This is a genomic window from Streptomyces glaucus, from assembly GCF_039533365.1.
Lineage (GTDB): Bacteria > Actinomycetota > Actinomycetes > Streptomycetales > Streptomycetaceae > Streptomyces > Streptomyces glaucus.
In genome coordinates this window covers 56,136-69,052 of the sequence record NZ_BAAATK010000002.1, presented here as the reverse complement: position 1 = coordinate 69,052, position 12,917 = coordinate 56,136, and the positions used below count along the sequence as shown (strand labels likewise).

18 protein-coding genes are annotated in these 12,917 nt (G+C 68.9%); 17 read left to right on the top strand and 1 reads right to left on the bottom strand.

All coding sequences use genetic code 11. From position 1 onward, the window contains the following. Nucleotides 1-163: 163 nt before the first annotated feature. The 16 genes from rpsH (at nucleotide 164) to truA (ending at nucleotide 10,470) form a co-directional block, all read left to right on the top strand. A complete protein-coding gene (gene rpsH / locus ABD363_RS01770) occupies nucleotides 164-562 on the top strand; it encodes a 30S ribosomal protein S8 (protein WP_344599540.1) in 399 nt (132 codons plus the stop codon). A 24-nt stretch (nucleotides 563-586) separates the two neighbouring features. Further along, nucleotides 587-1,126 carry a 50S ribosomal protein L6 gene (rplF, locus tag ABD363_RS01765; RefSeq protein WP_344599539.1) on the top strand — a complete coding sequence of 180 codons (540 nt, stop codon included), beginning with the start codon at nucleotides 587-589 and terminating at the stop codon, nucleotides 1,124-1,126. Between the two features lie 3 nt (nucleotides 1,127-1,129). Next, entirely contained in the window at nucleotides 1,130-1,513 is a 384-nt protein-coding gene (rplR, locus tag ABD363_RS01760; RefSeq protein WP_344599538.1) for a 50S ribosomal protein L18, read from the top strand. Nucleotides 1,514-1,555: 42 nt separating this feature from the next. Then, nucleotides 1,556-2,161 carry a 30S ribosomal protein S5 gene (rpsE, locus tag ABD363_RS01755; RefSeq protein ID WP_014674381.1) on the top strand — a complete coding sequence of 202 codons (606 nt, stop codon included), beginning with the start codon at nucleotides 1,556-1,558 and terminating at the stop codon, nucleotides 2,159-2,161. 2 nt (nucleotides 2,162-2,163) lie between these two features. Next, nucleotides 2,164-2,346, top strand: a complete 183-nt coding sequence (gene rpmD, locus ABD363_RS01750) for a 50S ribosomal protein L30 (RefSeq protein WP_003998814.1) — start codon at nucleotides 2,164-2,166, stop codon at nucleotides 2,344-2,346. A gap of 2 nt (nucleotides 2,347-2,348) precedes the next feature. After that, nucleotides 2,349-2,804 (top strand): 50S ribosomal protein L15, encoded by a 456-nt coding sequence (rplO, locus tag ABD363_RS01745; protein ID WP_344599537.1) that lies wholly within the window; start codon nucleotides 2,349-2,351, stop codon nucleotides 2,802-2,804. Between the two features lie 244 nt (nucleotides 2,805-3,048). Beyond that, nucleotides 3,049-4,362 (top strand): preprotein translocase subunit SecY, encoded by a 1,314-nt coding sequence (secY, locus tag ABD363_RS01740; protein WP_344599536.1) that lies wholly within the window; start codon nucleotides 3,049-3,051, stop codon nucleotides 4,360-4,362. Next, nucleotides 4,362-5,024: an adenylate kinase gene (locus ABD363_RS01735; RefSeq protein WP_344599535.1), complete on the top strand. Its 663-nt coding sequence runs from the start codon at nucleotides 4,362-4,364 to the stop codon at nucleotides 5,022-5,024. Before secY ends, ABD363_RS01735 begins: the two co-directional genes overlap by 1 nt. 132 nt (nucleotides 5,025-5,156) lie before the next feature. Continuing rightward, nucleotides 5,157-5,993, top strand: a complete 837-nt coding sequence (gene map, locus ABD363_RS01730; protein WP_344599534.1) for a type I methionyl aminopeptidase — start codon at nucleotides 5,157-5,159, stop codon at nucleotides 5,991-5,993. Nucleotides 5,994-6,189: 196 nt separating this feature from the next. After that, nucleotides 6,190-6,411, top strand: a complete 222-nt coding sequence (infA, locus tag ABD363_RS01725; RefSeq protein WP_003948620.1) for a translation initiation factor IF-1 — start codon at nucleotides 6,190-6,192, stop codon at nucleotides 6,409-6,411. A gap of 58 nt (nucleotides 6,412-6,469) precedes the next feature. After that, a complete protein-coding gene (gene rpmJ, locus ABD363_RS01720) occupies nucleotides 6,470-6,583 on the top strand; it encodes a 50S ribosomal protein L36 (protein ID WP_003998809.1) in 114 nt (37 codons plus the stop codon). A gap of 189 nt (nucleotides 6,584-6,772) precedes the next feature. Continuing rightward, entirely contained in the window at nucleotides 6,773-7,153 is a 381-nt protein-coding gene (gene rpsM, locus ABD363_RS01715) for a 30S ribosomal protein S13 (RefSeq protein ID WP_344599533.1), read from the top strand. Between the two features lie 64 nt (nucleotides 7,154-7,217). After that, on the top strand, nucleotides 7,218-7,622 hold the full coding sequence (gene rpsK, locus ABD363_RS01710; RefSeq protein ID WP_003956432.1) for a 30S ribosomal protein S11: 405 nt from the start codon (nucleotides 7,218-7,220) through the stop codon (nucleotides 7,620-7,622). Nucleotides 7,623-7,773: 151 nt separating this feature from the next. Then, nucleotides 7,774-8,796 (top strand): DNA-directed RNA polymerase subunit alpha, encoded by a 1,023-nt coding sequence (locus ABD363_RS01705; RefSeq protein WP_003966937.1) that lies wholly within the window; start codon nucleotides 7,774-7,776, stop codon nucleotides 8,794-8,796. 211 nt (nucleotides 8,797-9,007) lie between these two features. Next, nucleotides 9,008-9,538 carry a 50S ribosomal protein L17 gene (gene rplQ / locus ABD363_RS01700; protein ID WP_344599532.1) on the top strand — a complete coding sequence of 177 codons (531 nt, stop codon included), beginning with the start codon at nucleotides 9,008-9,010 and terminating at the stop codon, nucleotides 9,536-9,538. Between the two features lie 74 nt (nucleotides 9,539-9,612). Beyond that, complete coding sequence (gene truA / locus ABD363_RS01695; RefSeq protein WP_344599531.1) at nucleotides 9,613-10,470, top strand: tRNA pseudouridine(38-40) synthase TruA; 858 nt, start codon at nucleotides 9,613-9,615, stop codon at nucleotides 10,468-10,470. A gap of 60 nt (nucleotides 10,471-10,530) precedes the next feature. On the opposite strand, the gene ABD363_RS01690 is transcribed toward truA, so the two are convergent. After that, on the bottom strand, nucleotides 10,531-11,421 hold the full coding sequence (locus ABD363_RS01690) for a hypothetical protein (protein ID WP_344599530.1): 891 nt from the start codon (nucleotides 11,419-11,421) through the stop codon (nucleotides 10,531-10,533). 122 nt (nucleotides 11,422-11,543) lie between these two features. Here ABD363_RS01690 and ABD363_RS01685 point away from each other — a divergent pair, with 122 nt between their 5' ends. After that, entirely contained in the window at nucleotides 11,544-12,713 is a 1,170-nt protein-coding gene (locus ABD363_RS01685; protein ID WP_425577925.1) for a CapA family protein, read from the top strand. The last annotated feature ends 204 nt before the right edge of the window (nucleotides 12,714-12,917 follow it).

The following is a 12,917-nucleotide window of genomic DNA, read 5'->3' as shown; positions in this document are numbered from 1 at the left end:
CAGGCCGCCCACTCCCCATGGCTTAGGCTTGTGGGGTTGGGCACCTGCCGTGCCGTACGACTTACTACGCCGTAGGTCCACCGCGCCGCACCCGTCCCGTCTCGGATCGGGGAGAGGGATGGCGCACCAGGAAACCCCGGCGAGAGAGGCCGAAGGCCAATTCATGACCATGACTGATCCGATCGCAGACATGCTGACGCGTCTGCGGAACGCGAACGCGGCGTACCACGACTCCGTGTCGATGCCGCACTCCAAGATCAAGTCGCACATCGCGGAGATCCTCCAGCAGGAGGGCTTCATCACGGGCTGGCGCGTCGAGGACGCCGAGGTCGGCAAGAACCTCGTCCTGGAGCTGAAGTTCGGCCCCAACCGTGAGCGCTCCATCGCGGGCATCAAGCGGATCTCCAAGCCCGGTCTCCGGGTGTACGCGAAGTCCACCAACCTGCCGAAGGTCCTCGGCGGCCTGGGCGTGGCGATCATCTCCACGTCCCACGGTCTGCTGACCGACAAGCAGGCGCAGAAGAAGGGCGTGGGTGGGGAAGTCCTCGCCTACGTCTGGTAACTCGGGAACGGAGGAGAGACAGCAATGTCGCGTATCGGCAAGCTCCCCATCCCGGTTCCCGCCGGCGTGGACGTCACCATCGACGGCCGTACGGTCAAGGTCAAGGGCCCCAAGGGCGAACTGACCCACACCGTCGTCGCGCCGATCGAGATCGCTAAGGGCGAGGACGGCACCCTCCAGGTGACCCGCCCGAACGACGAGCGGCAGAGCAAGGCCCTGCACGGCCTGTCCCGCACGCTGGTGGCGAACATGATCACCGGTGTGACCCAGGGATACGTCAAGAAGCTCGAGATCAGCGGTGTCGGTTACCGCGTGACCGCCAAGGGCTCGAACCTCGAGTTCGCGCTCGGTTACAGCCACCCGATCACCGTCGAGGCCCCCGAGGGCATCACCTTCAAGGTGGAGACCCCGACCCGTTTCTCGGTCGAGGGCATCGACAAGCAGAAGGTCGGCGAGGTTGCGGCCAACATCCGCAAGCTGCGCAAGCCCGACCCGTACAAGGCCAAGGGTGTCAGGTACGAGGGCGAAGTCATCCGCCGCAAGGTCGGAAAGGCGGGTAAGTAAGCCATGGCATACGGGCAGAAGATCCTCAAGGGCGACGCCTACAAGCGTGCCGCTATCAAGCGTCGCCACATCCGGATCCGCAAGAAGGTCTCGGGTACCGCCGAGCGTCCCCGTCTGGTCGTGACCCGCTCCAACCGCCACATCGTGGCGCAGGTGATCGACGACCTGAAGGGCCACACCCTGGCGTCGGCGTCCACCCTGGACGCGTCGATCCGCGGTGGCGAGGACGACAAGTCCACGCAGGCCAAGAAGGTCGGCGCCCTGGTCGCCGAGCGCGCCAAGGCCGCCGGTGTCGAGGCCGTCGTGTTCGACCGTGGTGGCAACCAGTACGCCGGGCGCATCGCCGCCCTGGCCGACGCCGCCCGCGAGGCCGGGCTCAAGTTCTGAGCCAGGTTCCGTAGCTAGCGGAAACAGAGAGAGGTAATTCCAATGGCTGGACCCCAGCGCCGCGGAAGCGGTGCCGGTGGCGGCGAGCGGCGGGACCGGAAGGGCCGTGACGGCGGCGCTGCTGCCGCCGAGAAGACCGCGTACGTCGAGCGCGTCGTCGCGATCAACCGCGTCGCCAAGGTTGTGAAGGGTGGTCGTCGCTTCAGCTTCACCGCGCTGGTCGTGGTGGGCGACGGTGACGGCACCGTGGGTGTCGGATACGGCAAGGCGAAGGAGGTGCCGGCCGCCATCGCCAAGGGTGTCGAGGAGGCCAAGAAGCACTTCTTCAAGGTCCCCCGGATCCAGGGCACCATCCCGCACCCGATCCAGGGTGAGAAGGCCGCCGGCGTCGTGCTGCTCAAGCCGGCCTCGCCGGGTACCGGTGTGATCGCCGGTGGTCCGGTGCGCGCCGTGCTCGAGTGCGCCGGTATCCACGACGTGCTGTCGAAGTCGCTCGGCTCCGACAACGCCATCAACATCGTGCACGCGACCGTGGAGGCCCTGAAGGGCCTGCAGCGTCCCGAGGAGATCGCGGCCCGCCGCGGTCTGCCGCTGGAGGACGTCGCCCCCGCGGCCCTGCTGCGTGCGCGTGCCGGGGTGGGTGCGTAATCATGGCTCAGCTCAAGATCACGCAGGTCAAGTCCTACATCGGCAGCAAGCAGAACCACCGTGACACCCTGCGGTCGCTTGGTCTCAAGGGGATCAACACCGTGGTCGTCAAGGAGGACCGTCCCGAGTTCCGCGGCATGGTGCACACCGTCCGCCACCTCGTGACGGTCGAGGAGGTCGACTGATCATGGCGGAGAACAACCCGCTCAAGATCCACAACCTCCGTCCGGCCCCGGGCGCCAAGACCGCCAAGACCCGTGTCGGTCGTGGTGAGGCGTCGAAGGGTAAGACGGCCGGTCGTGGCACCAAGGGCACCAAGGCCCGCTACCAGGTTCCGGAGAGCTTCGAGGGCGGCCAGATGCCGCTGCACATGCGGCTCCCGAAGCTGAAGGGCTTCAAGAACCCGTTCAAGACCGAGTACCAGGTCGTGAACCTCGACAAGCTGGCCAAGCTCTACCCCGAGGGTGGCGAGGTCACGGTCGAGGACCTGGTGGCCAAGGGCGCCGTTCGCAGGAACAGCCTGGTCAAGGTCCTCGGCGAGGGCGAGATCTCCGTGGCGCTGACGGTGAAGGTCGACAAGGCCTCCGCCTCCGCCAAGGAGAAGATCGCCGCCGCCGGCGGCAGCGTCACCGAGCTCGTCTGACCCGTTCCAGGCGTCTCGATGGCTTGAACGATCCCAACCGGGGATGCCCACAAAAGGGGTATCCCCGGTTGGTCGTTCCTAGGGCGGCAGTCTCGCCGGTAAGGTGGCCTGCACTGCCCACTTTCCCCGGGTGCCCCACACGGGGCACCCTGAGCGGCAGTAGACCGTTAGCCAGTCGTCCCTATCAGTCGAACCTCAAGACCGTCACCCTTGACGCAGTTGCGCGGGGGTCGCAGGAGGCACCGTGCTCACCGCGTTCGCCCGGGCGTTCAAGACGCCCGACCTGCGCAAGAAGCTGCTCTTCACGCTCGGCATCATCGTGGTCTACCGGATCGGTACGAACGTCCCGATCCCGAACATCGACTACAAGAACGTCCAGTACTGCATCGACCAGGCCAATGCCCAGCAGGGCCTGTTCGGTCTGGTCAACATGTTCAGCGGCGGCGCCTTGCTGCAGATCACGGTCTTCGCGCTCGGGATCATGCCGTACATCACGGCGAGCATCATCCTGCAGCTGCTGACCGTGGTGATCCCGCGCCTGGAAGCCCTCAAGAAGGAGGGCCAGGCCGGTACGGCGAAGATCACGCAGTACACCCGCTACCTCACCATCGCGCTCGCCATTCTGCAGGGCACCGGCCTGGTGGCCACCGCCCGCAGCGGTGCGCTCTTCTCCGGCTGCTCGGCGGCCGGCCAGATCGTGCGGGACCGTTCGATCTTCGCCACCATCACGATGGTCATCGTCATGACCGCCGGCACGGCCATCGTCATGTGGCTCGGTGAGCTGATCACCGACCGCGGCGTCGGCAACGGCATGTCGATCCTGATGTTCATCTCGATCGCCGCCACCTTCCCGTCCGCCCTGTGGGCCATCAAGAAGCAGGGCGACCTGGCGGGCGGCTGGATCGAGTTCGGCACCGTCATCGCCGTCGGCCTGGTCATGGTGGGCCTGGTCGTCTTCGTGGAGCAGGCTCAGCGCCGCATCCCCGTGCAGTACGCGAAGCGCATGATCGGCCGCCGGTCCTACGGCGGCACGTCCACGTACATCCCGCTCAAGGTCAACCAGGCGGGTGTCATCCCCGTCATCTTCGCGTCGTCGCTGCTCTACATCCCGGCCCTGATCGCGCAGTTCTCCAGCGGAACCTCGGGGTGGAAGACCTGGATCGAGGCCCACCTCGTGAGGGGCGACCACCCGATCTACGTCACCCTGTACTTCCTGCTCATCGTCTTCTTCGCGTTCTTCTACGTGGCGATCTCCTTCAACCCCGAGGAAGTCGCGGACAACATGAAGAAGTATGGTGGCTTCATCCCGGGCATCCGGGCTGGCCGACCGACCGCTGAGTACCTCAGCTACGTACTCAACCGGATCACCTGGCCGGGTTCGCTGTATCTGGGTCTGATCGCTCTCGTACCGACGATGGCGTTGGTTGGTTTCGGGGCAAACCAGAACTTCCCGTTCGGCGGGACCAGCATCCTGATCATCGTGGGTGTCGGTCTCGAGACGGTGAAGCAGATCGAGAGCCAGCTCCAGCAGCGCAATTACGAAGGGTTCCTCCGCTGATGCGAATCGTCCTCGTCGGGCCGCCGGGTGCCGGTAAGGGAACGCAGGCCACGCGACTGGCCGAGAAGCTGCGCATCCCGCACATCTCCACGGGCGACCTGTTCCGCGCCAACATCAGCCGGCAGACGGAGCTGGGGAAGCTCGCGAAGTCCTACATGGACGCCGGCAACCTGGTGCCGGACGAGGTCACCATCGCGATGGCCAAGGACCGCATGGAGCAGCCGGACGCCGAGGGCGGCTTCCTGCTGGACGGTTTCCCGCGCAACGTCTCCCAGGCCGAGGCGCTCGACGAGCTCCTGCGGACCGAGGGCATCCGGCTGGACGCGGTGCTGGACCTGGAGGTCCCGGAGGAAGAGGTCGTCAAGCGGATCGCCGGGCGGCGGATCTGCCGCAAGGACTCCAGCCACGTCTTCCACGTGTCGTACAGCCCGCCGAAGCAGGAGGGCGTCTGCGACGTCTGCGGCGGCGAGCTCTACCAGCGGGACGACGACTCCGAGGAGACCGTGCGGACCCGGCTGGAGGTCTACCACACGCAGACCGAGCCGATCATCGACTACTACAAGGCGCAGGGGCTGGTCGTGACCATCTCCTCGCTGGGGCCGGTCGACGAGGTCACGGGCCGGGCCCTGGAGGCGCTCAAGCGCGACGAGGACGGCCGGTAGCCGTCCGTACGCAGCCGAGCCGCGGTTCCCTGTGAGGGAGCCGCGGCTGCTGTGTGGGGGCCGGCCGGCCGGCGCGGCCCCGTATCGTTGAAGGCGTTCGTACTCTTCCGGTCCAGAAAGGCCGCAGTCCCCATGGTGCAGATCAAGACGCCCGAGCAGATCGCCAAGATGCGTGCGGCGGGCCTGGTCGTCGCCGCCATCCACGCGGCCACACGGGAGGCCGCCGTGCCGGGGGCCACGACGAAGGACCTGGACCAGGTCGCCCGCAAGGTGCTCGCCGAGCACGACGCCAAGCCGAACTTCCTCGGGTACGGCGGTTTCCCCGCGACGATCTGCACCTCCGTCAACGAGGTCGTCGTCCACGGCATCCCCTCCGAGGACGTCGTCCTCAAGGACGGGGACATCATCTCCGTCGACTGCGGCGCGATCGTCGACGGCTGGCACGGCGACGCCGCCTACACGGCCTTCGTGGGCTCCGGCCACGCCCCGGAGCTGATCGAGCTCTCCCGGGTGACCGAGGAGTCGATGTGGGCCGGCATCGCCGCGATGAAGCAGGGCAACCGCCTGGTGGACATCTCCCGGGCGATCGAGACCTACATCCGCCGCCAGCCGAAGCCGGGCGGCGGCCGGTACGGGATCATCGAGGACTACGGCGGCCACGGCATCGGCACCGAGATGCACATGGACCCGCACCTGCTGAACTACGTCGACCGGCGCCGCGGCAAGGGCCCCAAGCTGGTCCCCGGCTTCTGCCTGGCCATCGAGCCGATGGTCTCCCTCGGCACGCCGAGGACGCGGGTGCTCCAGGACGACTGGACCGTCGTCACCACCGACGGCACCTGGTCCTCGCACTGGGAGCACTCCGTGGCGCTGACCGAGCAGGGCCCGCTGGTCCTCACCGCGCCCGACGGGGGCCGGGCGAAGCTCGCCGAGTACGGCGTCACGGCCGCCCCCGACCCCCTCGGCTGACGGCCCCGGCCCCCTCGGCCGGCACCTCCCGGCCCCGCCGGTTAACGCTCTTCGGAGCTGGGCAGACTTCCCCGATTCGTCTTTCCGGGTGCGCTGACGTAGACTGACTCGTCGGCTCTTGTGCACCCGCATGTTCGCATGCGCCCGTCAGGGAAGTGCGGGAGTCGATCAAGGTAGTCGATTCGAAGGGCGAAGCGTGGCCAAGAAACAAGGTGCCATCGAGATCGAGGGCACTGTCGTCGAGTCTCTGCCGAACGCCATGTTCAAGGTCGAGCTCCAGAACGGCCACCAGGTCCTGGCACACATCAGCGGCAAGATGCGTATGCACTACATCCGCATCCTCCCTGACGACCGGGTCGTGGTGGAGCTGTCTCCGTACGACCTGACGCGTGGCCGGATCGTCTACCGCTACAAGTAGATCTTGCCCGCACCTCGTCCCGCGGGGTGGTGGCACTGACCCGGAGAACCTCGATCCCATGAAGGTCAAGCCGAGCGTCAAGAAGATCTGCGACAAGTGCAGGGTGATCCGCCGTCACGGTCGGGTCATGGTCATCTGCGAGAACCCGCGCCACAAGCAGCGCCAGGGCTGACCGCACGACCGCACCCTCTGCGATTCGCAGAAATTCGCGCGACGCGAGCAACACATGTTCATACGCAGAGCCCAGACGGCCAGCCGTCTGACACCCCCGGTCGGAGGCCGGGGACCCGGTCCGTACCTGATACGGCGGTCGGGAACCGGTTCTGCGGAAGACCTCCGAAGATCAAACTGGAGCCATTGAATGGCACGCGTTTCCGGTGTTGACATCCCGCGCGAAAAGCGCGTGGAGGTCGCCCTTACGTATGTGTTCGGCATCGGCCGGACCCTTTCGAAGCAGACGCTGGCCGCGACCGGCGTGGACCCGAACACTCGCGTCCGTGACCTCTCCGAGGAGCAGCTGGTCGCGATCCGCGAGTACGTCGACAACAACATCAAGACCGAGGGTGACCTCCGTCGCGAGATCCAGGCCGACATCCGCCGCAAGGTCGAGATCGGCTCGTACCAGGGTCTGCGGCACCGCCGTGGTCTGCCCGTCCGCGGCCAGCGCACCAGCACCAACGCCCGCACCCGCAAGGGCCCGCGTCGCGCCATCGCCGGCAAGAAGAAGCCGGGCAAGAAGTAGTCCGCAGCGGACACCTGTCCACGGTCTTCGCTGTAGGACCGACCACCTCCCGAGGAGTTAGTAGATGCCCCCCAAGGGACGTCAGGGCGCTGCCAAGAAGGTGCGCCGCAAGGAAAAGAAGAACGTCGCTCACGGCCACGCGCACATCAAGAGCACGTTCAACAACACCATCGTTTCGATCACGGACCCGTCCGGCAACGTGATCTCCTGGGCCTCCGCCGGCCACGTCGGCTTCAAGGGCTCGCGGAAGTCCACGCCGTTCGCCGCGCAGATGGCCGCCGAGTCGGCCGCCCGCCGCGCCCAGGAGCACGGCATGCGCAAGGTCGACGTGTTCGTGAAGGGCCCGGGTTCCGGTCGTGAGACCGCGATCCGCTCCCTGCAGGCCACCGGCCTGGAGGTCGGCTCGATCCAGGACGTCACGCCGACCCCGCACAACGGCTGCCGTCCGCCGAAGCGCCGCCGCGTCTGACGCACGGCTCTTCGCCGCGGGATGTCCGGGCGGCACGGTCCCCACGGGTCGTGCCGCCCGTACCCTTGCAGTACCCGCACCTTCCCGGGTGCGGCTCTCAGGGTCGGGCGTCATATAGCGGGCGCCCCCGACTGAAGGATCTGATCCACACATGCTGATCGCTCAGCGTCCCTCGTTGACCGAAGAGGTCGTCGACGAGTTCCGCTCCCGGTTCGTGATCGAGCCGCTGGAGCCGGGCTTCGGCTACACCCTCGGCAACTCCCTCCGCCGCACCCTCCTGTCGTCGATCCCCGGTGCCGCCGTCACCAGCATCCGCATCGACGGCGTGCTGCACGAGTTCACCACCGTGCCGGGCGTCAAGGAGGACGTCACCGACCTGATCCTCAACATCAAGCAGCTGGTCGTCTCCTCGGAGCACGACGAGCCGGTCGTGATGTACCTGCGCAAGCAGGGCCCGGGTCTGGTCACCGCCGCCGACATCGCGCCGCCGGCCGGTGTCGAGGTGCACAACCCCGACCTCGTCCTCGCCACGCTCAACGGCAAGGGCAAGCTGGAGATGGAGCTGACCGTCGAGCGCGGTCGCGGCTACGTCTCCGCCGTGCAGAACAAGCAGGTGGGTCAGGAGATCGGGCGCATCCCGGTCGACTCGATCTACTCGCCGGTGCTCAAGGTCACCTACAAGGTCGAGGCGACCCGTGTCGAACAGCGCACCGACTTCGACAAGCTGATCGTCGACGTCGAGACCAAGCAGGCCATGCGTCCGCGCGACGCGATGGCCTCGGCCGGCAAGACCCTGGTCGAGCTGTTCGGTCTCGCCCGCGAGCTGAACATCGACGCCGAGGGCATCGACATGGGCCCGTCCCCGACGGACGCCGCCCTGGCCGCCGACCTGGCGCTGCCGATCGAGGAGCTGGAGCTCACGGTCCGCTCCTACAACTGCCTCAAGCGCGAGGGCATCCACTCCGTGGGCGAGCTCGTGGCGCGCTCCGAGGCCGACCTGCTCGACATCCGCAACTTCGGTGCGAAGTCGATCGACGAGGTCAAGGCGAAGCTGGCCGGCATGGGCCTGGCGCTCAAGGACAGCCCGCCCGGATTCGACCCGACCGCCGCGGCGGACGCGTTCGGCGCCGACGACGACGCGGACGCCGGGTTCGTGGAGACCGAGCAGTACTGAGAGCCCGGGCCTTCCGGCCCGTACTCGGGCGCGGGTGCGCTGCGGCTCGTCGCGCCCGCGCGGCGGAGCCGCATATCGAATGCAGCCCCGCGCCCCTTCCGGACGACAGCCCCTCCGGGGTTTGTCGTCCGGATCTCCGACAGGCAACCGCCTGCTCGGATACTGACTCCGGTACCTGATACGGCCGGGGCAGACACACAGGAGAAGAACCATGCCGAAGCCCACCAAGGGTGCCCGCCTGGGCGGCAGCGCCGCGCACGAGAAGCTGCTCCTCGCGAACCTCGCGAAGTCGCTCTTCGAGCACGGCAAGATCACCACCACCGAGGCGAAGGCCCGCCGCCTGCGCCCGTACGCCGAGCGGCTGATCACCAAGGCGAAGAAGGGCGACCTTCACAACCGCCGCCAGGTGCTCCAGGTCATCACGGACAAGAGCGTCGTCCACACGCTCTTCACCGAGATCGGCCCGCGCTACGAGAACCGTCCGGGTGGCTACACCCGCATCACCAAGATCGGCAACCGTCGCGGCGACAACGCGCCCATGGCGGTCATCGAGCTGGTCGAGGCGCTGACGGTGCAGCAGACGGCGGTCGGCGAGGCCGAGGCCGCGACCAAGCGCGCGGTCAAGGAGGCCGACGAGGCCAAGGCCGAGGAGACCAAGGCCGAGGAGACCAAGGCCGAGGACGCCAAGGCCGAGGAGACCCCGGCGGAGGAGTCCAAGGACGAGGAGTCCAAGGACGCCTGAGGCACTGCCGAAGCGCTGAAGCGGGTCCGTCCTTCGGGGCGGGCCCGCTTTCGCGTACCTGAGAGGATCTGAGGGTGAGCGACGAAGTACAGCCCGGACACGTCCGCATCCGCCTCGACCTGTCCTACGACGGCACCGACTTCCACGGCTGGGCCAAGCAGGCCGGCGGCCGGCGGACCGTGCAGGGCGAGATCGAGGACGCGCTGCGGACCGTCACCCGGTCCGGGGGCACGACCTACGAGCTGACCGTGGCCGGGCGGACCGACGCCGGCGTGCACGCGCGCGGGCAGGTGGCGCACGTCGACCTGCCGCGCGAGGTGTGGGCCGAGCACAGCCGGAAGCTGCTCAAGCGGCTCGCCGGCCGGCTGCCGAAGGACGTGCGGGTGTGGGCCCTCAGGGAGGCGCCGCCCGGCTTCGACGCCCGCTTCTCGGCGATCTGGCGGCGCTACGCCTACCGGGTCACCGACAATCCCGGCGGGGTCGACCCGCTGCTGCGCAACCACGTGCTGTGGCACGACTGGCCGCTCGACGTCGACGCGATGAACGAGGCCGCGCAGCGGCTGCTCGGGGAGCACGACTTCGCCGCCTACTGCAAGAAGCGGGAGGGGGCCACGACCATCCGGACCCTCCAGGAGCTGAGCCTGGTGCGCGGGGACGACGGGATCGTCACCGCGACCGTGCGGGCCGACGCCTTCTGCCACAACATGGTGCGCTCGCTGATCGGGGCGCTGCTGTTCGTGGGGGACGGGCACCGCCCGCCGGACTGGCCGGGGAAGGTGCTGGCGGCCGGCGTACGGGACTCGGCCGTGCACGTGGTGCGGCCGCACGGGCTGACGCTGGAGGAGGTCGGCTACCCGGCGGACGAGCTGCTGGCGGAGCGGAGCCGGCAGGCCCGGAACAAGCGGTCGCTGCCCGGGGCCGGGTGCTGCTGAGCCGCCCGGGCCGGGTGCCGTCGAGCCGTCCGGCGGAACGGGGCCGGTGCGCCGCGCCGGTCAGTCGTGCGCCCACGCGGAGAGCAGTCCGGTGATCGCGTCCGCGGCCTCGTCGGCGTCGCGTCCGTCGCCGCGGGCGTGCGGGGCGAGTTCCAGGTGGACGAAGGTCGCGTGCTGCCGCTGGGCCGCACGTCCCTGGACGTTGCTCCGGCCCTCCAGGGGACAGCGGTCCGACCAGCCCCGGCAGACCCGCAGTCCGTCGGCCTCCATGCGGTCGGCCAGGGCGACGACCTCGCCGGGCGCGCTCTGCGCGGCGCCCGTGGAGAGCACGGCGTCGTAGGGCCGGCGGTCGGAGGAGTCGTCGAAGCCGTGCAGCTGGATGCCGGGCACCCCGCGCCGCTGCAGTTCCGCCACCACGGTGTGGAACGCGCTGTCCTCCCGGTGGGCGACGTCGGCGGCGCCGTCGTCGCCGGCCCGGCGGTGGGCGCCGGCCAGCACCAGGGCGCCGCCCGGGGCGTCCTCCAGCAGCCGCACGCCGAGGTCCTCGGTGTTCCGGTCGGACCGGGGGTGCGGCACCTGGGCGCTCCAGCGGACGTCCGCGTCCGCGTTCAGGTAGAGCCGGCCCCAGTGGGCGCTGTCGCCCGGCCCGGTGGCCGCGACCTCGTCGTAGCGGCGGCCGGAGGCGGTGTCGGTGAGCCGGGTGATGCCCAGGCCGAGCGGGGCGAGCAGCTCCTCGGCCCGGCGGAAGTCGCCCTCCAGCAGGCGGCCGACGCCCCGGGCCAGCCGCTCGCGCCCGTCGTCGTCGGGCGCGGTGTAGGGGCCGTCCTCCTGGAAGGTGGCCGTATACCCGAGGACGCGGCTGCGCAGATCGACCAGTTCCCGGGCCGAGGGCGCCGGTCTCTCCGGCTCCCGGTGCGTTCCCGACTGGCAACCGAACAGAGCCAGCGCCAAACCCGCCTGAGCGAGAACGCGAACGAAACGTGACCGCCTTGTAATGGAAAAGCCGGAGTCAGTTGTGTGACTCATGTGAACATGGCTCGGTGACATTCCGTAAGTCTCTCCGTATGGGTGGTATGCCGGCTGTTCTGGGGGTGGCTGCCGTTCTGACCGTCTCGTGCGGTTCGGAAGCGGTGCGGCCGCAGGCCGGGCCGGGCGGCCGGTCCTTCACCGTGGCCGCGGCCGGGGACGTGCTCCTCCACCCCGAGCTGGTCGAGCAGGCGGCCGAGGACGCCGAGAAGACCGGCAAGGGAGAGGCCGGGCTCGACTTCGGGCCGCTGCTCGCCGGGGTGAAGCCGGTCATCGGCAAGGCGGACCTGGCGATCTGTCACATGGAGACTCCCGTCGGGAAGCCCGAGGGCCCCTTCCAGGGGTACCCGGAGTTCCTGGTGCCACCGCAGGTTCTGACGGCGCTGAAGGACGTGGGCTACGACACCTGCTCGACGGCCTCCAACCACACCTTCGACCACGGTTTCAAGGCCGTGAAGCGCACGCTGGACGCCATGGACGAGGCGGGCCTCGGGCACACCGGCTCGGCGCGCACGCCCGAGGAAGCAGAACAGATCAACATCCGGGACGTCAACGGCGTCAAGGTGGCCCACCTCTCCTACTCGTGGGAGTCCTTCGTCCACCCGGTGCCCGAGAAGCAGCGCTGGGCGTTCAACGGGACGGACGCCTCGGCCATCAAGCAGGCCGAGACCCGGGCCCGGGCCGAGGGCGCCGAGGTGGTCATCCTCTCCATCCACTGGGGCGCGGAGTACTACAACGAGCCGGGCGTCGCGCAGCTGCGGCTGGCGCAGTGGCTCACCGAGGAAACCGGCATCGACCTCGTGCTCGGACACCACGCCCACGTGGTCCAGCCCATCCAGAAGGTGAACGGCACCTGGGTCGCCTACAGCCTCGGCAACCAGGTCGCCCGGCACTCCTCGCCCCAGGGCGTCACGGAGGAGGGGGCCATCGGCTGGTTCGAGTTCCGCGAGGCGGCCGACGGCTGGGACGTCACCGCCCGCTACCGCACCACGCTGGTGGACATCCCGCCGGAGACCGAGCCCGGCGAGCGGCTGCCCCGGGGCGCGGTCGAGGACCACCGGCTGGTGGACGTCCAGCACCAGCTCGACCACCCGGACGGCCTGTCCGAGGAGCGGCTCGCCCGCTACCGGCTGGCCGCCGACCGCACCCGCGGCTTCCTCTACAACCGGGGCGCCCCCGGCGGCGACGGGCTGCGGCCGCTGTCGCTGGAGCCGTGACCGGCACGGCCGTCCCCGCGCGGAGGTGACCGGGGACACAGCCCCTCCCGGGCGCCGGGGATACAACCCTGGCGTCACTCATCAGTCTTTCAAGTGACGGCGTCACACGGCCGCGGCAGCGGTGCTTCCTGCGGACGCTGAGCCTTTCGAAGCGACCAAGGAAGAACACCCGTGACATCGAGCCCTGCCGCGCATCCCGGGCAC

What these genes read in the sequence shown, in the direction of transcription:
- rpsH (WP_344599540.1), top strand. Translation starts at nt 164, where the DNA reads ATGACCATGACTGATCCGATCGCAGACATGCTGACGCGTCTGCGGAAC.
- rplF (WP_344599539.1), top strand. Translation starts at nt 587, where the DNA reads ATGTCGCGTATCGGCAAGCTCCCCATCCCGGTTCCCGCCGGCGTGGAC.
- rplR (WP_344599538.1), top strand. Translation starts at nt 1,130, where the DNA reads ATGGCATACGGGCAGAAGATCCTCAAGGGCGACGCCTACAAGCGTGCC.
- rpsE (WP_014674381.1), top strand. Translation starts at nt 1,556, where the DNA reads ATGGCTGGACCCCAGCGCCGCGGAAGCGGTGCCGGTGGCGGCGAGCGG.
- rpmD (WP_003998814.1), top strand. Translation starts at nt 2,164, where the DNA reads ATGGCTCAGCTCAAGATCACGCAGGTCAAGTCCTACATCGGCAGCAAG.
- rplO (WP_344599537.1), top strand. Translation starts at nt 2,349, where the DNA reads ATGGCGGAGAACAACCCGCTCAAGATCCACAACCTCCGTCCGGCCCCG.
- ABD363_RS01735 (WP_344599535.1), top strand. Translation starts at nt 4,362, where the DNA reads ATGCGAATCGTCCTCGTCGGGCCGCCGGGTGCCGGTAAGGGAACGCAG.
- map (WP_344599534.1), top strand. Translation starts at nt 5,157, where the DNA reads ATGGTGCAGATCAAGACGCCCGAGCAGATCGCCAAGATGCGTGCGGCG.
- rpmJ (WP_003998809.1), top strand. Translation starts at nt 6,470, where the DNA reads ATGAAGGTCAAGCCGAGCGTCAAGAAGATCTGCGACAAGTGCAGGGTG.
- rpsM (WP_344599533.1), top strand. Translation starts at nt 6,773, where the DNA reads ATGGCACGCGTTTCCGGTGTTGACATCCCGCGCGAAAAGCGCGTGGAG.
- rpsK (WP_003956432.1), top strand. Translation starts at nt 7,218, where the DNA reads ATGCCCCCCAAGGGACGTCAGGGCGCTGCCAAGAAGGTGCGCCGCAAG.
- ABD363_RS01705 (WP_003966937.1), top strand. Translation starts at nt 7,774, where the DNA reads ATGCTGATCGCTCAGCGTCCCTCGTTGACCGAAGAGGTCGTCGACGAG.
- rplQ (WP_344599532.1), top strand. Translation starts at nt 9,008, where the DNA reads ATGCCGAAGCCCACCAAGGGTGCCCGCCTGGGCGGCAGCGCCGCGCAC.
- ABD363_RS01685 (WP_425577925.1), top strand. Translation starts at nt 11,544, where the DNA reads ATGCCGGCTGTTCTGGGGGTGGCTGCCGTTCTGACCGTCTCGTGCGGT.